General features: G+C 67.7%; 17 protein-coding genes. 7 read left to right on the top strand and 10 right to left on the bottom strand.

Annotation, left to right across the window (positions count from 1 at the left end):
* The first annotated feature begins 315 nt into the window (after positions 1–315).
* Entirely contained in the window at positions 316–1,035 is a 720-nt protein-coding gene (locus AC5P88_RS04640; protein ID WP_495224442.1) for a GntR family transcriptional regulator, read from the top strand.
* Between the two features lie 97 nt (positions 1,036–1,132).
* Here AC5P88_RS04640 and AC5P88_RS04645 read toward each other — a convergent pair whose 3' ends face one another.
* Positions 1,133–1,453 carry a hypothetical protein gene (locus AC5P88_RS04645; RefSeq protein ID WP_495224443.1) on the bottom strand — a complete coding sequence of 107 codons (321 nt, stop codon included), beginning with the start codon at positions 1,451–1,453 and terminating at the stop codon, positions 1,133–1,135.
* Positions 1,454–1,605: 152 nt separating this feature from the next.
* On the opposite strand from AC5P88_RS04645, the gene AC5P88_RS04650 reads away from it, so the two are divergent.
* Positions 1,606–2,553: a nucleoside hydrolase gene (locus tag AC5P88_RS04650; protein WP_106549312.1), complete on the top strand. Its 948-nt coding sequence runs from the start codon at positions 1,606–1,608 to the stop codon at positions 2,551–2,553.
* A 4-nt stretch (positions 2,554–2,557) separates the two neighbouring features.
* Here the strand turns inward: AC5P88_RS04650 and AC5P88_RS04655 are convergent, their stop codons facing one another.
* The 6 genes from AC5P88_RS04655 to AC5P88_RS04680 form a co-directional block, all read right to left on the bottom strand.
* Positions 2,558–3,817 carry an MFS transporter gene (locus AC5P88_RS04655; protein ID WP_495224444.1) on the bottom strand — a complete coding sequence of 420 codons (1,260 nt, stop codon included), beginning with the start codon at positions 3,815–3,817 and terminating at the stop codon, positions 2,558–2,560.
* A gap of 78 nt (positions 3,818–3,895) precedes the next feature.
* Entirely contained in the window at positions 3,896–4,909 is a 1,014-nt protein-coding gene (locus AC5P88_RS04660; RefSeq protein WP_495224445.1) for a hypothetical protein, read from the bottom strand.
* A gap of 128 nt (positions 4,910–5,037) precedes the next feature.
* Complete coding sequence (locus AC5P88_RS04665; protein ID WP_495224446.1) at positions 5,038–6,351, bottom strand: sensor histidine kinase; 1,314 nt, start codon at positions 6,349–6,351, stop codon at positions 5,038–5,040.
* Entirely contained in the window at positions 6,348–7,088 is a 741-nt protein-coding gene (locus AC5P88_RS04670) for a response regulator (RefSeq protein ID WP_107230172.1), read from the bottom strand. The genes AC5P88_RS04665 and AC5P88_RS04670 overlap by 4 nt, the downstream gene beginning before the upstream one ends.
* Positions 7,089–7,145: 57 nt before the next feature.
* Entirely contained in the window at positions 7,146–7,691 is a 546-nt protein-coding gene (locus tag AC5P88_RS04675; protein WP_111204032.1) for a redoxin family protein, read from the bottom strand.
* Positions 7,692–7,694: 3 nt separating this feature from the next.
* Positions 7,695–8,489: an alpha/beta fold hydrolase gene (locus tag AC5P88_RS04680; protein ID WP_495224447.1), complete on the bottom strand. Its 795-nt coding sequence runs from the start codon at positions 8,487–8,489 to the stop codon at positions 7,695–7,697.
* Between the two features lie 368 nt (positions 8,490–8,857).
* Between AC5P88_RS04680 and AC5P88_RS04685 the strand changes: the two genes are divergently transcribed.
* From AC5P88_RS04685 to AC5P88_RS04705, 5 genes are all read left to right on the top strand, one after another.
* The gene (locus tag AC5P88_RS04685) at positions 8,858–9,502 is read left to right on the top strand and encodes an HvfX family Cu-binding RiPP maturation protein (RefSeq protein WP_286075268.1); all 645 of its coding nucleotides are present in this window, start codon (positions 8,858–8,860) and stop codon (positions 9,500–9,502) included.
* Positions 9,503–9,602: 100 nt separating this feature from the next.
* Positions 9,603–10,079, top strand: a complete 477-nt coding sequence (locus tag AC5P88_RS04690) for an HvfA family oxazolone/thioamide-modified RiPP metallophore (RefSeq protein WP_286075267.1) — start codon at positions 9,603–9,605, stop codon at positions 10,077–10,079.
* Positions 10,080–10,136: 57 nt separating this feature from the next.
* On the top strand, positions 10,137–10,982 hold the full coding sequence (locus tag AC5P88_RS04695) for an HvfB family MNIO-type RiPP peptide maturase (RefSeq protein WP_111204028.1): 846 nt from the start codon (positions 10,137–10,139) through the stop codon (positions 10,980–10,982).
* Positions 10,975–11,709, top strand: a complete 735-nt coding sequence (locus AC5P88_RS04700) for an HvfC family RiPP maturation protein (protein WP_495224448.1) — start codon at positions 10,975–10,977, stop codon at positions 11,707–11,709. The genes AC5P88_RS04695 and AC5P88_RS04700 overlap by 8 nt, the downstream gene beginning before the upstream one ends.
* An 85-nt stretch (positions 11,710–11,794) precedes the next feature.
* Positions 11,795–12,433: a ferric reductase-like transmembrane domain-containing protein gene (locus tag AC5P88_RS04705; RefSeq protein ID WP_495224449.1), complete on the top strand. Its 639-nt coding sequence runs from the start codon at positions 11,795–11,797 to the stop codon at positions 12,431–12,433.
* 61 nt (positions 12,434–12,494) lie between these two features.
* On the opposite strand, the gene AC5P88_RS04710 is transcribed toward AC5P88_RS04705, so the two are convergent.
* The 3 genes from AC5P88_RS04710 to AC5P88_RS04720 form a co-directional block, all read right to left on the bottom strand.
* Positions 12,495–12,782, bottom strand: coding sequence for a hypothetical protein (locus tag AC5P88_RS04710; protein WP_495224450.1), 288 nt, complete (start codon positions 12,780–12,782; stop codon positions 12,495–12,497).
* Positions 12,783–12,960: 178 nt separating this feature from the next.
* Positions 12,961–14,097, bottom strand: a complete 1,137-nt coding sequence (locus AC5P88_RS04715) for a metallophosphoesterase (RefSeq protein WP_495224451.1) — start codon at positions 14,095–14,097, stop codon at positions 12,961–12,963.
* A 134-nt stretch (positions 14,098–14,231) separates the two neighbouring features.
* Positions 14,232–15,773, bottom strand: a complete 1,542-nt coding sequence (locus AC5P88_RS04720; protein ID WP_495224452.1) for a TerC family protein — start codon at positions 15,771–15,773, stop codon at positions 14,232–14,234.
* Positions 15,774–15,798 lie beyond the last annotated feature (25 nt).

A 15,798-nucleotide genomic window follows, 5' to 3' on the forward strand; every position in this document is an offset into this window, starting at 1 on the left:
CCCCCCCGCGCTGCGCGCGATAGTCGGCTGGGTAGAGTCGACTGTTAGTCGACTGCCCTTCGTTCCGACGGCGAAAACCCCGCGCTGCGCGCGATAGTCGGCTGGGTAGAGTCGACTGGTAGTCGACTGCTCTTCGTTCCGACGGCGAAAACTCCCGCGCTGCGCGCGATAGTCGACTAACAGTCGACTCTACCCAGCCGTTTCCCCCAGCCGTTTCCCCCAGCCGTTTCCCCAACCCGTTTTCCCCAACCCGTTTCCCCCTCGGTTTCCGCCCGCATTGCAGGTCCCACGCATGGAGGCAGTACACTTTCCGCCATGGCCATCGCTCCCGCCCCGCGTTCACCGAAGAAGCGCGCCCCTCTGTATGAAGAGGTGGCCGAACACGTGCGCGGGCGCATCTACGATTACCGGCTGCCGCCGGGCGAGTGGATCGACGAGCCTGCGCTGTGCGAAGAACTGGGCATCAGCCGCACGCCGCTGCGCGAAGCGCTGAAGCTGCTGGCCGCCGAAGGCCTGGTGCAGATCGATGCCGGTCGTGGTGCGCGGGTCACCCGGCTTACGCTGGAAGATCTCAACCAGCTGTTCCCGGTGATGGCAATGCTGGAAGGCCGCTGCGCGCATGAAGCGGTCAAGCATATCGATGATGCTGGGGTACAGCGGCTGGAAGACCTGCATGCGGCGATGGAAACGGCTGCGGCCGAGGGCAACATCGCCGAGTACTACCGCAACAACTACCTCATCCACGAAACCGTGCAGCACTATGCCGGCAACCCGTGGCTGATCCGCATCACCCACGACCTGCACCGCATCCTGAAGATGCACCGTGGCCGCCAGTTGCTGACCCCGGGCCGTACCGCGCAGTCGCTGGCCGAGCACCGTGAACTGATGGAGTGCTTCCGCAGGCGTGATGCCGCTGCCGCCGAACGCACCATGGAGCGCCACCTGCTCAGCCAGGGCCGGGCGCTGGCCGCCTATGTGGCGGCAGGCGGGCTGCTGAACGTACCGGCACCGCTACCGACCGAAGGCGGCGGCTGAGCGGGCTTATGTAGAGCCGAGCCATGCTCGGCTGGCACCCGACGCGAGCGGTGGAAGCCGCCGAGCATGGCTCGGCGCTACAGCCGGGCGCCGGGCTTCAATCGCCGCAGCTGCCGCTGTCACTACTCCCCCCATCACTGCTGCAGTCGGAGCTGCTGTGGCTGTGATGGCTGTGGCTGTCGCCGGAATACCCACCGGAGCTGTCGTAGCTTGCGCCCCCCTCCCCGCGGCTTCCCGAGCCATCGGCGGTGGCTACCGCCATGCACAGGATCGCACCCACCAGCGGCAACAGCCAGACCAGCAACAGCTGCACCGTCCGGCCGCCCGCCGAAAGCTCGTCGCGCCTGATGATGACCACGGTGGCCACCAGGTTCAGGCCCAGCACCAGCAGGACCAGCAGAAGGGCGACGATCAGCATGCGGCAGTTCCGTGCCTGGACGTGGGGGCATTATGGCCCGCCACGCCGGCATTGGCCCTGCCTGTCATGAAGATGGGACAATGTAGGGCGCGCCGGCCTGTCTCCGGGCCGCCGGCGCCCCCCGCACCACACGGAAGAAGAAGAACAACAACATGCTGAAAGTCATTTTCGATACCGACCCGGGCGTCGACGACGCCCTGGCGCTGCTGTACCTGCACAAGCACCCGCAGATCGACCTGATCGGCGTCACCACCACCTTCGGCAACGCCTCGGTGGAGTCGACCACGCACAACGCGCTGTACCTGAAGCAGGCCTGGGGCTTTGCCGCCCCGGTCGCGCGCGGCGCCGCAGGCCCGCTGCAGCCGGAAGCCACGCCGGAAGCCTGGCCGGTGCACATCCACGGCCACAACGGCCTGGGCAACCACCCGGTGCCGGCCAGCCTGGACGTGGCCGCTGACACGCGCTCGGCCGCGCAGCTGATCATCGACCTGGTCCGCGCTCATCCGGGCGAAGTGACCCTGGTCGCCGTGGGCCGCATGACCAACCTGGCCCTGGCCCTGCAGCAGGCCCCGGACATCGCCGGCCTGGTGCGCGGCGTGGTGCTCATGGGCGGCGCCTTCCACGTCAACGGCAACATCACCCCGGCCGCAGAGGCCAACATCTGGGGCGATGCCGAAGCGGCCGACGTGGTGTTCACCACCGATTGGCCGGTCACCGCGATCGGCCTGGACGTGACCACCCGCGTGGAAATGGACCGTGACGGCCTGGACAAACTGGCCGCCCTCGGCGGTGCCGACGCCGAGCTGGTCCGTGCACTGTCGCAGGACTACGTGGACTTCTACCTGCAGGCCGGCCACAAGGGCATGGTCGTGCACGACTGCTGTGCCTGCATCGCGCTGACCCGTCCGGAGCTGTTCCAGTTCGAGCGCGCCAGCGTGCGCGTGGCCACCGACGGTGTCGCCCGTGGCATGACCATTCCGAAGCCGGAAGGCATGGGCTTCGGCCCCAGCGTGTGGGATGGCCACGTGCTGCAGTCCGTCGCCATCGGCGTGGATGCGGCCGCGGTACTGGCCGACATCGAGCAGACCCTGAAGGTCTGATCGGCTAGCGTCTGGCCCTGCCCGGGACGGTCTCGGGCAGGGTCCACAGCACCGGCAGCACCAGTACCGCCACCAGCGCGATCATCGCGCCCGGCGCCGCCGCCCAGCCGCTGCGTTCCACCCACCATTGCGCCAGCCACGGCGTCGCGCCGCCGAACACCGCGGTGGCCATGGTCACGCCCAATGCCAGTCCGCTGACCCGGCCTTCGCCCGGGAACTGCTCAGCCGTGGCCGGGGCCGCGACCGCGCTCACGCCACCGGCCACGCAGGCCAGCAGCACCGCGGCCAGCGCGATGCCCCACACCGGGGCCTGCGCCATCCATGCGAACAGCGACAGCGGCAGCAGCGCCGCCAGCAACGTCAGGCCCAGCAGCATCGGCCGCCGCCCGATGCGGTCGGACAAGGCGCCGCACAGCGGGGTGATCACAATCACCGCCACCGCCGCGATCGTCGACAACCACAGCGCATCGCCCTCGTCGTGGCCCTGCGCGTGCAGGAATGCCGGCACATAGGTGATGCCCACGTAATAGGTGATTGAGCCCAGCGCCGAGATCGCGAAGGTGCGCGCCACCGCAGCAGGATGATTGCGCAGCACATGCCGCAGCGGCGTGGCGGGAATGCTGCCCTCGCGCCGTTGGCGCTCGAACTCGGGCGATTCGTGCATGCCAGAGCGCGCGACCAGGATCACCAGCGCCAGCGCGGCACCAACGAAGAACGGAATGCGCCACCCCCAGCTGTCCAGCTGCGCGGTGGGCAGCAGCGCGACAGTGAGCGCGGAAATCGCCACCGCCAGCAGCGCGCCCACTTCACTGGCTGCCGACGCCAGCGAGGTGACCAGCCCGCGTCGTCTCTCCGGCGCGCTTTCCAGCAGGTAGGCCACTACGCCGGTGTATTCGCCCCCCACCGAGAATGCCATCACGCAGCGCAGCACCAGCAGCAGCACGCCAGCGATGGCGCCTGCGGTGGCCGCGGTCGGCAACAGCGCAGTGGCCAGCATCGCCGCTGCCATCAAGGCCATCGACGCCAACAGCATCCAGCGCCGGCCGAGCCGATCGCCCAGGTGGCCAAAACACAGCGCGCCCAGCGGGCGCATCAGGTAGGACACCGCAAAGCCGGCCAGTGTCACCAGCAGCGCCTGCTCGCCACCGCCGAAGAACACCCGTGACAGCACCGTGGCGAAGTACAGGTACAGGGTGAAGTCGTACCACTCCACTACTGTGGACAGGCCGGCCACCCACATCGAGCGCTGCCGCGCCGCGGTCATTGCGTGTTCGCCTTCAACAGCCTCGTTCCCGTGGGTGCAGGTTCCGGGCAGGGTGTCACGACCCGGGTGAAATGCCGGTCATCGGCCATCCATCGGCTGCATGTACTGGGTTTCATGCCCGGTGAACCGCTCACCGTCAAAGCCAAAGCAGAACCGCCCCTCCTCGAACGCGCGATACACCAGCAGCGCGCCATCCAGGCAGAACTGCTGCTGGTCCACGCCCGTTTCCAGGGTTCCGTAGCGGCTGGCGTCTCCGCCCTTCTCCGCTGGCCCGGTGAAGGCATCGATCGGCAATGGCGTGGCGCGTCCGGTGCGGGTGTCGACCAGCACCACCGAACGCTGGAAGAACTCAGGACGATCATCGACCTGCACCAGCAGGTAGTGCTGGTTGAAGTTCGGCATCTCGTTGCTGAGGGCTTCTTCGATGCGCGCCACGTGCTGCGCATCGCAGAAATCGACCGGGCTGTAGCGATAGCTGCATCCGTCGTGGTCGTAGGGCAGGTTCATGCCGGAATAGCTCACGCCTGCCTGGCTGCCCAGGTCGTCTCCCGGTTCCGGTGTGCTGCACAGCAGCCACGAGCGCTGCGCATCCTCGGGATCGGCCATCAGCTTCGGCTCGCGGCCCGCCTCGTATGCCGCACCATCCGGAAACTCCTGCCCGAAGTGCTGGCGGACGATGGGACGTGCCTTCTCCAGCGGCAGGCCGATCTTCGCCCCACGGAACGAAACGAACGTCATCGTCGGCAGGATCACCTCCTCCACCGGCAGTCCTTTCCATTGCCCCTGCACGCAGAACGTGGCGATCTCGTTCTCTTCGTCCACCCTGCAGGGTTTCGGCACGTTCACGGCCAGCCAGGGATGGGCAGGGCGATCGGTCTGAAGGTCGATGTACCAACCGTCCAGCGCACAGGTCGGCAGCGCATCCAACAGCGGGGAGAGGTCGGCGCTGGCGGTCGGCATCCCCGCCGGTGGGGCTGCAGGCGTGTGTTCGGCCGGTACCTCCGGCGAGCGCTGGCAGGCCAGCAGCAACCCTGCGCTGATCAGCAGCGCGACACTGTGTGCGTGCCCGATTGAAGGATGGCGTCCCTGCATTGCGTGGTGCTCCCTGGTTTCAACACTCGCTGCAGATGATCGCTGATCCCGGTGCCATGCAGGAACGTCGCAGATCCCACATCGGGGTCAGAGCCCTTTGCTCCCGCAAAGGGGTCCGCCCCCGCCAGCTACCCCGGCAGCTGCAATTCGGCCCGCAGGCCACCGCCCTCACGGTTGTGCAGCCGCAGCGAGCCGCCCAGCGACTGCGCCAGCTGCACGGCGATGGCCAGGCCCAGCCCGGTGCCGCCGGTATCGCGGTTGCGTGAGCTTTCCAGCCGATGGAACGGTGCCAGCACGGCCTGCAGCTGGTCCTCCGGGATGCCGGGGCCGCGGTCGGACACGCTGATCCACGGCCGGCCTGCTGCATCGCGCCCCGCCTCGATCTCGGCACTACCGGCGTAGCGCAACGCGTTGTCGACCAAATTGCCGACCACCCGCCGCAGCGGCTGCGGCCAGGTCTGCACGGTCAGGCCTGTGGGCGCGCCACCACTGACCGCCTTGCCCATGTCTTCATAGTCGCCCACCACGCTGGCCAGGAACGCGCCAAGATCCATCGCCACCGGCGCGCCACTGGCCACGTGGCTGCTGCGCGCATAGGCCACGCCTTCGCGCACCAGTTGCCCCAGGTGGTCCAGGTCATCCAGCAGGCGCTGCTGGGTGGCATCTTCGGGCAGGGTTTCCACGCGCAGCTTCATGCGCGTGATCGGCGTCTGCAGATCGTGCGAGATGGCCGCCAGAATCTGCAGCCGCTCGCTGACATGGCCACGGATGCGCGCCTGCAGTGCATTGAGCGCGGCTGCGGCCGTGCCCACTTCGGCGGGGCCGTCTTCGGGCAGCATCGGTGCGTCCTTGCCAGGCTGCAGTTGCTCGACGGCGTGCGAGAGCTGCCGCAGCGGGCGCAATGCCAGCCGCACCGCCAGCCACGCGCATACCAGCAGCAGGGCCAGCTGCACCAGCAGTACGGCCGGCAGCCAGCGCGCCAGCGGCAGGCCCGACGGTGTGACTTCGATGGTCAACGGTGAACCGTCGTGCAGGCGCAGCTCCACTTCGAAACGTTCCGGCAGGCGTGCCACCTGCCGCGCCTGCAGCGGATAGCGGTGTTCCAGGCTGTCATCGATGATGGCGGTGACCTGGCGCGCACGATCGGTTTCCAACGCCGGGCCGGCCTCTGCCGGGCGCAACAGGTAGCGGTACGTACGCCGCTCCAACCGCGGCACCCAGGCCTGGCGCTGGTCGGCCGGCAGGTGTTCCAGCAGGGCCACGCTCACTGCTACATCCTCGTCCAGGTTGCGCAGCATCATGCTGCGGGTGGACTGGTAGCGTTCGTAGAACAACAGACCGAAGGACAGCGCATGGGCCAGGATCAACCCGCCCAGCAGCACCAGCAGCAGGCGCGCCGACAGCGTGCGCGGCCACGGCAGGCGGCGCGCGCGGGCGTTCATTCCTGCGGCCCCAGCAGCTGCACCGGCACGCTGAACACGTAGCCTTCGCTGCGCACGGTCTTGATGTAGGTGGGCTCACGCGCGTCATCGCCCAGGCGCTGGCGCACGCGGCTGACCAGGAGATCGATGGAACGATCGAACAGTTCTGCATCACGGCCCTGGGTAAGGCTGAGCAGCTGGTCGCGGCTGAGCACGCGGTTGGCGTGGTCGAGAAACACGCGCAACAGGCGGAATTCCGCACCGCTGAGCGGATAGGCGGTGTCCTGCGCATCCAGCAGATGGCGGGCAGTGGTATCCAGGCGCCAGTCGCCGAAGGCCAACTGGCGGCCGGCTTCGCTCACCTGCAGGTTCGGCGGCAGCATCTGCGTGCGTCGGATCACCGCATTGATGCGCGCCAGCAGTTCGCGTGAGGAGAACGGCTTGGTCACGTAGTCATCGGCGCCCATTTCAAGGCCGATGATGCGGTCGGTTTCATCGTCGCGGGCGGTCAGCAGCACCACCGGCACCGCGCGATGCTTGCCGGCACGCAGGTTGCGGCACAGGCTCAGCCCGTCCTCGCCGGGCATCATCACATCCAGCACCACCAGGTCCACCGCGTGGGTATCCATCAGCGCGCGCATCGCACGGCCGCCATCGGCCTGGCTGACGCGCAGGCCGTTGCGCTGCAGGTAGTCGGCCAGCATCTGGCGGATCTCGCTGTCATCGTCGACGACAAGGATGTGCGGTACGTGGTTCATTGCGTTCTCGATGAAGACGGAGGTCAAGGCCGCGCGGCGCGGCCATGGTAGCGCGGCTCAGGGGCTGGCCAGCAGGCGCTGGATCTCGCTTTCGGTACGCGCGTAGTCGCCTTCACCGTAGTGGCGGTAGACCACCCTGCCCTGCCGGTCGACCAGGTAAAGCGCCGGCCAGAAGCGGTTGCCCCAGGCGTTCCAGATCCGGTACTGGTTGTCCTGCACCACCGGCCAGGTGATATCCAGCCGCGCGATGGCCTTGCGCACATTGCCGGGCAGGCCTTCGTAGGCGAACTCCGGTGTATGCACGCCGATCACCTGCAGGCCCTGCCGCGCGTAACGCGCATGCCACTGGTGCACATGAGGTGCCACGTTGAGGCAGTTGCTGCAGGCATAGGTCCAGAACTCGACCAGCACCACCTGCCCTCGCAGCTGGTTCAACGCGAGCGGTGGGCTGTTGTGCCAGGGCCCGCCGCCATCGAACCCGGCAGCAGGAGCGGCCTGCACCGGATGCGCATCGGCCTCCGGGCTGGGCCAGGCCATCAGCAGCGCCGCCCCACCCAGCAGGCCCAGCAGCAACGGCAGTACATACACACGCAGCCCGGCCATCGTTCAGCCCCCCTGCTCGGCCAGCGGCAGTTCGGCCGGCTTCACGCCTGCGGCTTCCAGGATGCCGTCAGCCACCTGGGCCGGGTGCGAGAGCAGCGACACATGGCTGCTGCCGATCGATTGCAGCTGCGCGCCAATGCGCTTTGCGGTAGCCGCCTGCAGCTGCGGCGACAACATGCGGTCGTCACGGCTGAGCACGTACCAGCTCGGCTTGCTGCGCCATGCGGCCACGGTGACGGGCTCACCCAGAGCGCTGGCCTTCAATGGCACCTGCGTGCTGTACAACAGTGCGGCGGTCTTCTTCATCACATCCGGTGCGAAGTCCTGGGCGATGGCGTCGGCTGGCAGGGTCAGGTAGCCGTCCTTCTCCTGCAGGCGCGTCAGGCCCGGGCCGACCGGATAGCCCTCGCCCTGCTGTGCCGATGACTGCCCGGCATCCGGTGCGAATGCGGCCACGTACACCAGCGCCTGCACCTTGGGATCGTTGCCCGCTTCGGTGATGACCGTTCCGCCCCAGCTGTGGCCGACCAGCACGACCTTGCCCGGTGCGGCGGCAATCGCGCGACGGTTGGCGGCCACATCGTCGGCCAGCGAGGTGAGCGGGTTCTGCACCGCCACCGCCCGCAGCTTCCAATCGTGCAACGTGGTGATGACCTTGTTCCAGCTGGAGCCATCGGCGAAGGCGCCGTGTACCAGGATGACGGTAGGCGGGGCGCCGGCATCGGCCTCGGCGGCGAACGCAGGCGTCGCGACGCCGGCAAGGGCGAGGGCAGCGGCGAGCAGGGTGATGCGGATCATGGGGGTACTCCGGTGTTGGGAGTGGCCATTTCCGCCTGGGGATGTATCGGCGCTGTTTCGCTGCGAGGCAGAGTTGTACCGGACTGTAGGGCGGCGGCGGGTTCCTACAGTTGGATACATTCGGCCGCCGGGCATGGCCCGGCACAACCGCAGCCGGGTGTCCTCACGCGTACATGCGGGGAACCTTCTCCACCCGGTAGCGCCAGGCCATGCCCGGCGGACGCCCGACCCGGCGCCTTTGTATCTGACTGTACGAAACCCCTGACACAGCCACAGTCGCTGACAAAACCCCAGGCAACAGCACACGTTGCCGATACCTGCGCCGCCTGAAATGGCCTCCATCGACCACTGGCCCGCAGGACACCACCATGATCAGCACCGCCTCTTCCGTGTACACGCCCCGCCTGGACGCCGTCGGCCGCTGGCTCTCGCCATTGGCGCTGCGCACCCTGCTGGCCTGGGAGTTCTTTGAATCCGGCCGCGAGAAGCTGGCCGGCCAGAACTGGTTCGCCGACCTGGAAGGGCGTTTCCCTTTCCCGTTCTCCACCCTGCCCGCGTCACTCAACTGGCAGCTGGCCACCTGGCTGGAACTGGTGGGCGCTGTGATGCTGCTGCTGGGCCTGGCCACGCGCTCGGTGGCCTACATCTTCTGGGTGCTGACCCTTGTTGCCATCGCCGCCGTGCACTGGCCCGACCAGTGGAACGGCCTGGGCGAACTCTGGCAGGGCTATGCGATCACCGACCAGGGCTACGGCAACTTCAAGCTGCCGCTGCTCTTCCTGGCCATGCTGCTCCCACTGATCCTCAACGGCGGCGGTGCGCTCAGCCTGGACCGCCTGCTGGCCGGCCCGCAGCGCGCCACGGCGGGCAACGACGGCCTCGGCTGGGGCGTGAGCCTGATCGCCCTGCTGCTGCCGGTCGCCGCGCTGCTGCCCGGCGTCGGCTTCGGTGGCGCGCTGCTCGGCGGCGCCCTGCTGCTGGGCTACGTACTGCGCCGTCGCCGCAACGCCTGATCCGCATCGCCCCTTCCCGCGCTTATTCCCTTCGTTTCCGTCGCCTTCAAGCGGCGTCCATCCCGCACGCCCTGCGTGCCAATCCCAAGGAGTCATCATCATGTCCGTCTCGACCAAGAACACCGCTGCTTCCCGTCTGCCGCGCATCGGCGCCATCGGCATCGCCCTGGCCGGTGGCCTGCTGCTGGCTGGCCAGGCCGCCGCGATCCAGCCACTGGCCATCGGTGCCGCGGCGATGAGCGCCGCCGCCGAAGGCAAGTGCGGTGAAGGCAAGTGCGGCGCCAACAAGGCCGCCACCGGCAAGCCTGCCGGCAAGGCCAAGGTGGCCGAAGGCCAGTGTGGCGAAGGCAAGTGCGGCGACGCCTCGTTTGCCCGCACCGACCGTGACCACGACGGCCGCGTCTCGCGCGCCGAGTTCAATGCGGTGGCGGCCACGCGCGCCGCCGAATTCGACCGCATCGACACCGACCACGACGGCTACATCAGCGAGCAGGAAGCGCACGACTACCTGCGCAGCGTCTACACCGCCAACGGCAAGCCGATGCCGAAGGGCCTGTTCTCCCGCGTCAACGACTGATCGTTCCCCACCCGGCGCCGCCCTTACGGCGGCGCCACTGCCCTGGAGTACCGTCGCATGCACTTGCCCCTGCCTTCCGCCAGCGCCGGTCTCGGCCTGCGCCGTGGCCTGATCGATGAACTGCTGGCGATGCCGGCCAATGCCATCGACTTCCTCGAAGTGTCGCCGGACAACTGGATCGGGGTTGGCGGTGCCCACGGCGCGGCGCTGCGCCAGTTGAGTGAGCGCCATCACCTGACCTGCCACGGCCTGTCGCTGTCGCTGGGTGGTCCGGACCCGCTGGATCGCACGCTGCTGGGACAGACGCGCGCCTTCCTCGATCTGCACCAGGTGCAGCTGTACAGCGAACACCTGAGCTACTGCGCCGCCGGTGGCCATGTCTACGATCTGCTGCCATTACCGTTCACCGCCGAGGCCGTGCGCCACGTTGCCGGTCGCATCCGCCAGGTGCAGGACACACTGGGCCGGCGCATCGCCGTGGAGAACATCTCCTACTACGCTGTGCCGGGTGCGGACATGAGCGAGATCGACTTCATCACTGCAGTGCTGGCCGAGGCCGACTGCGACCTGCTGCTGGACGTCAACAATGTCTTCGTCAACGCCTGCAACAACGGCTACGACGCCTTCGATTTCCTGACACGCGTGCCGGCGCATCGCGTCGCCTCGCTGCACGTGGCCGGCCACTTCGACGAGGACGATGGCTTCAAGATCGACACCCACGGTGCGCCGGTGAAGGGCGTGGTCTGGGCGCTGCTGCATGAGGCCTATGCGCGTGTCGGCGTACGCCCCACCCTGCTGGAGCGCGATTTCAACTTCCCGCCTTTGGCCGAGCTGCTGGCCGAGGTCGAGCAGATCCGCCACGCGCAGGCCGATGTGCTGCTGCCCGAGGTGGCCCATGGCTGAGCCGCTGGCCACCCTGCAGCAGCGCTGGGCCGACCATGTACGCGACCCATCGATGCCCGCGCCTGAGGGCGTCGATGCACGGCGGATGGCAGTCTACCGCCGCCTCTGCATCGACAGCCTGGACAGCCTGCTGGCAGGCAGCCTGCCGCGCCTGCAGGCGCAGCTGGGTGATGCCTGCTGGCGCGACGCCGTGGAGCACTACTATGCGCGGCACGCCTGCCATACCCCGCTGTTCCCGCAGATCGCCGGCGAATTCGCCGCGTGGCTGGGCGTGCAGGCAGACCTCACGCTGCCGGGCTGGGTGGCGGAACTGGCGCATTACGAAAGCACGCAGCAGGCACTGCACATTGAAGCGCGGGACGCCGGCCAGCAGCCATTGCATGCGCCACAGGCAGGCAGCGTGCTTGCGCTGTCTCCGCTGGTGCGGGTGGTGGGCTACCGGTGGTCTGTGCATGAGGATGTCGGGCTGAGCGGTGCGCCGGCCACGATGCCGACGTTGCTGCTGCTGCGACGCCTGGATGACTTCAGCCTGCAGGTACAGGAACTTGCACCGCTGGCATATGCGCTGCTGTCGGCGTTCGGCGATGACGGCGGCCGTGCGGAAGACGCGCTGCAGGTACTGGCCGACCTGCATGGCGTGGCCGCCGACGAACTGCGCACAGCCTGCATTCCGCTGCTGGGCGAGCTGTGCGCGGCCGGCGTGCTGGTTGTGACGAACGACCGTTGAGGGTGCCGGTCAGCGCCCGGCACTCCCCATTCCTTGACCGGCCAGCGGCCGGCACTGTCCCCTCTCCATTCTTCGAGGTCTGATCATGGCTGCTTCCAATACCTCCTTCCTGCACGGCTGGCGCCTGTTCGTGGCCATCGCCGTGGTCCTGATCGCCTTCGCACTGGCGGCGTTCACCCTGCAGCCCGACGTGGTCGAGGGCAGCCGCGCGGCGATCCGGGTGACGGCACGAACATCGTTCCTGCTGTTCCTGGCCGCCTTCACCGCATCCTCGTTCGCCAGCCTGCTGCCCGGCCCGTTCACCCGCTTCCTGTTGCGCGAGCGTCGCATCGTCGGCCTGTCGTTCGCGTTCTCGCACCTGCTGCATGCGGTGGCGATCACCGCCTTCGGCATCCTCAACCCCGCGTTCTGGCCGGCGCGCTCGGCCCTGGCCAACCTGCCGGGCACGATCGGCTATGTAGCCATCCTCGCCCTGGCCATCACCTCGCATCGTGGCATCGCCCGCCGCATGGGCCCCACCGCGTGGCGTCGCCTGCACGTGACCGGCATGTGGATCATCGCCGCAGTGTTCACCTATTCGTACTTCAAGCGCGTGCCCGGCAACTTCTGGTACGCAGTGCCCTCCGCGTTGCTCTTCACCGCCGTCGTGGTGCGTGCGATCGCCAAGCGGGCGCAGTCGCTGCGGCGCAATGCGCATGCGCGGCCGCCGCTGCGGGCGGCCTGACGGGCGGGGTCGGATTCCTTTGCCGTTGGCAAAGGGATCCGACCCCACCAGGCCATCCCAATCAGCCGTCACGTGTGACGCAATAGGCCGCGTAGGCATCGAGGATCTTCTGCATCCGGGCCTGCTGCTTCGCGCCCATCGGCACCCGCTGCACGCGCTTCAACAGCGTCTTCCACATGTATCCGGAGCGGAAGAAGTATGGCCGCACCTCGAGGAAGGTCAGCACGACATCCACCGTATTCGGATCGTGCTCAGCCAGTTGCTTCAGTGCGTTGGCGTAGCCACCCGGGAACGCAAGCTGTTCATAGCGTTGGTTGTATTCCGCGCAGGCTGCCGCATGCCGCTGCATTTCTTCCGGACCACGCCAGCGGCTTCGCGGATGGCTTGGCGCAGCCGGTTGATCTCGTCCGCATTGGCGCGGATCAGGCGTTCCATGGGCGCGCGGGTATGGACATGGGTCCTTCCATGTGGTTTGCCAGGGGTCAGATCCCTTTCCGGCAGGGAAAGGGATCTGGCCCCACTTCAGGTCACGGGGCGCGGCGCAGGGTGATCAGGGTGATTTCCGAAGGCACGCCGATGCGTGCCGGGAATCCGGCCCACAGGCCAGCGCCATTGCTCACGTACAGGGTCATCCCGTCCACCTCGTAGCGGCCGGAGACGTAGCCGCCGTTGGCCCGCTTCACCAGCTGGTCCATGCCGATGATCTGCCCACCGTGGGTATGCCCGGACAACTGCAGCTTCACACCGCGCGCGGCGGCCTCACGCGCATTGCGTGGGCGATGATCGAGCAGGATCACAGGTGCGGACGGATCGGCCCCCGCCAGCGCGGCCTGGAGATCCGGCAACGGCAGGCCGTAGCGTGCCGCCACCGGGTCGGTGACACCGGCGATGGTCAGCGCCGCATCACCGCGTCGTACCTGCAGGTGACTGTTCTCCAGCACCTGCATGTTCAGCGCGCGGAACGCCTGCATCCAGTCCTGGTACTGCGCGTAGTACTCGTGGTTGCCGGTGATGGCAATGACGCCATCCGGCGCCTGCAGATCGGCCAACGGACGCGCGTCGTCGCGACGGGCCTCGACACTGCCGTCGATCAGATCGCCGGTGATCACGATCAGGTCCGGCTTCAGCGCGTTGCTCTCGTCCACCACGCTGCGTACCCAGTCGCCGGTCAGCAGGCGGCTGGCGTGGATGTCGGTCAGCTGCAGCACGCGATAACCATCGAACGCGACCGGCAGATCCTTGATCGCCACGTCGATCTGCCGAGGCTGGGGCACGGCCATGCCCTGGCTGATGCCATAGCCACTCACAAGCAGGGCCAGCAGGCCGGCCAACGGCCGCAGCTGCGGTGCGCGCAGGGCCGCTACCATGCGCGGCCAACGGAGCAGGCGCGAAAGCAGCAGGCCGGCATCCAGTACCAGCATCACCAATGCCAGCAGCAGCACCGCAGTGGAGCCGGTAGCCAGCACGGCGATGGCCATCTTCGGGATTTCCGGCGACGCCATCGAGCCCCAGAAGGTGGCCACGATGCGAAGCTGCACGGCCACGGCCACCACCAGCAGCGACAGCACGACCTTCAACCCGATGGGCATGCGCAGCGGCCAGAACAGGCGCCAGGCCACATACAGGCCCATCAACAAACCGATCGTACTCAGCACTGCAACCATCCATGACAGAAAGCGGGCCCGCCATGGTGACGGCTGCGGGCCGCGTTGTGTAGAGCCGGGCCATGCTGCGCTGCTTTGAATGTAGAGCCGAGCCATGCTCGGCTGCATCCGCGAAGCCGAGCATGGGCTCGGCTCTACAACGGCGGGTCGAGGCGCTCCACCCGCAAGCGGGCAATGCGGCGCTTCTCCATCGCCAGCACGGTGATGCGCACGCCGGCCACGTCCACCGCATCACCGATGTCCGGCAGGCGACCCAACTGCTCCAGCACCAGGCCGGAGATGGTCATGTAGTCGGTACTGCGCGGCAGCGAGACGCCGGCCAGGCGCTGCAGGTCGTCCAGGGTCAAGGCACCATCGGCCTCCCATTGGCCTTCCCCCTGCGCGACCACGCCATAGCGTTCGTCCTGGGTATCGACCAGATCACCAGCAATCGCCGCCAGCAGGTCATTGGCCGTCACCAGGCCTTCCACGCTGCCGTACTCGTCCACCGCCACCGCCAACGGCACCGGATGCTGGCGGATCAGTTCCAGGGCCTGCAGCGCACTGGCGCTGGACAGCACGTACTGCGGCTCGCGCAGGTTGCCTTCCAGCTGCAGCGGCCTGCCCTGCAGCAGGTCGGCCAGCAGATCGCGGCTCTGCACCACGCCGCGCAGGCTGTCCAGATCACCATCGCCGACCAGCAGGCGGGTGTGCGGCGACGCCACCAGGCGTGCCACCACATCGTCCTGTCCACGCGCCAGGTCGATCCACTGTACGTCGGCGCGCACGGTCATCACGCTCGATACCGGGCGATCGGCCAGGCCGAGCACGCTGCGGATCATCTCGTGCTCGGCCGGCTGCAGGCGTTCCCCGGCATCCACAGGTTCATCCGCGCCATCCTCATCGTGGCCATTGGCCGGACGCGCGCCGAGCATGCGCAGCACCGCATCCGCAGTGCGCTGGCGGAACGGCTGGCGGCGCTCGTTGCGCTCGCGGTTGAAGCGTACCCACTGGTTGAACGCTTCGACCAGGATCGAGAAGGCGATGGCCGCGTACAGGTAGCCCTTCGGAATCTTGTAGCCCAGGCCCTCGGCCACCAGGCTGAAACCGATCATCAGCAGGAAGCCCAGGCACAGCACCACCACCGTGGGATGCTTGTTGACGAAGCGGGTCAGCGGCTTGCTGGCCACCAGCATCAATGCCATCGCGATGGTCACCGCGGCGTACATCACGCCCAGGTTGTCGACCATGCCGACCGCAGTGATCACCGAGTCCAGCGAGAACACCGCATCGAGTACCACGATCTGTGCCACGACCATCGCGAAGCTGGCGTAGACCTTCTTGCCATTGTCCTCATGCTGGCGGCCTTCCAGCCGCTCGTGCAGCTCCATGGTGCCCTTGAACAGCAGGAACAGGCCGCCGCCCAGCAGGATCAGGTCACGCCCGGAGAAACTGTGGTCGAACAGCGTCAGCAGTGGCTCGGTCAGCTTCATGATCCACGCCAGCGCCGCCAGCAGCACCAGCCGCATCAGCAGGGCCAGCGCCAGGCCGATCACGCGCGCGCGGTCGCGCTGGTGCGGCGGAAGCTTGTCGGCAAGGATCGCGATGAACACCAGGTTGTCGATGCCGAGAACGATCTCCAGCACGACCAGGGTTGCAAGGCCCATCCATATCGAGGGGTCAGCCAACCATTCCATTTCAGGTCCGTTTCGTCAGTAGGTA

This window comes from Stenotrophomonas sp. YJH_SMC_8 (assembly GCF_059371315.1).

Excerpts from the sequence above, each read along its gene's own strand:
- AC5P88_RS04675 (WP_111204032.1), bottom strand. The coding sequence starts at position 7,691 with ATGGCCGGGCTGCGTGTGTATGTACTGCCGTTGCTGCTGGGCCTGCTG.
- AC5P88_RS04705 (WP_495224449.1), top strand. The coding sequence starts at position 11,795 with ATGGCTGCTTCCAATACCTCCTTCCTGCACGGCTGGCGCCTGTTCGTG.
- AC5P88_RS04650 (WP_106549312.1), top strand. The coding sequence starts at position 1,606 with ATGCTGAAAGTCATTTTCGATACCGACCCGGGCGTCGACGACGCCCTG.
- AC5P88_RS04690 (WP_286075267.1), top strand. The coding sequence starts at position 9,603 with ATGTCCGTCTCGACCAAGAACACCGCTGCTTCCCGTCTGCCGCGCATC.
- AC5P88_RS04665 (WP_495224446.1), bottom strand. The coding sequence starts at position 6,351 with ATGAACGCCCGCGCGCGCCGCCTGCCGTGGCCGCGCACGCTGTCGGCG.
- AC5P88_RS04670 (WP_107230172.1), bottom strand. The coding sequence starts at position 7,088 with ATGAACCACGTACCGCACATCCTTGTCGTCGACGATGACAGCGAGATC.
- AC5P88_RS04700 (WP_495224448.1), top strand. The coding sequence starts at position 10,975 with ATGGCTGAGCCGCTGGCCACCCTGCAGCAGCGCTGGGCCGACCATGTA.
- AC5P88_RS04645 (WP_495224443.1), bottom strand. The coding sequence starts at position 1,453 with ATGCTGATCGTCGCCCTTCTGCTGGTCCTGCTGGTGCTGGGCCTGAAC.
- AC5P88_RS04640 (WP_495224442.1), top strand. The coding sequence starts at position 316 with ATGGCCATCGCTCCCGCCCCGCGTTCACCGAAGAAGCGCGCCCCTCTG.
- AC5P88_RS04680 (WP_495224447.1), bottom strand. The coding sequence starts at position 8,489 with ATGATCCGCATCACCCTGCTCGCCGCTGCCCTCGCCCTTGCCGGCGTC.
- AC5P88_RS04720 (WP_495224452.1), bottom strand. The coding sequence starts at position 15,773 with ATGGAATGGTTGGCTGACCCCTCGATATGGATGGGCCTTGCAACCCTG.
- AC5P88_RS04695 (WP_111204028.1), top strand. The coding sequence starts at position 10,137 with ATGCACTTGCCCCTGCCTTCCGCCAGCGCCGGTCTCGGCCTGCGCCGT.
- AC5P88_RS04685 (WP_286075268.1), top strand. The coding sequence starts at position 8,858 with ATGATCAGCACCGCCTCTTCCGTGTACACGCCCCGCCTGGACGCCGTC.
- AC5P88_RS04715 (WP_495224451.1), bottom strand. The coding sequence starts at position 14,097 with ATGGTTGCAGTGCTGAGTACGATCGGTTTGTTGATGGGCCTGTATGTG.
- AC5P88_RS04655 (WP_495224444.1), bottom strand. The coding sequence starts at position 3,817 with ATGACCGCGGCGCGGCAGCGCTCGATGTGGGTGGCCGGCCTGTCCACA.
- AC5P88_RS04660 (WP_495224445.1), bottom strand. The coding sequence starts at position 4,909 with ATGCAGGGACGCCATCCTTCAATCGGGCACGCACACAGTGTCGCGCTG.
- AC5P88_RS04710 (WP_495224450.1), bottom strand. The coding sequence starts at position 12,782 with ATGCAGCGGCATGCGGCAGCCTGCGCGGAATACAACCAACGCTATGAA.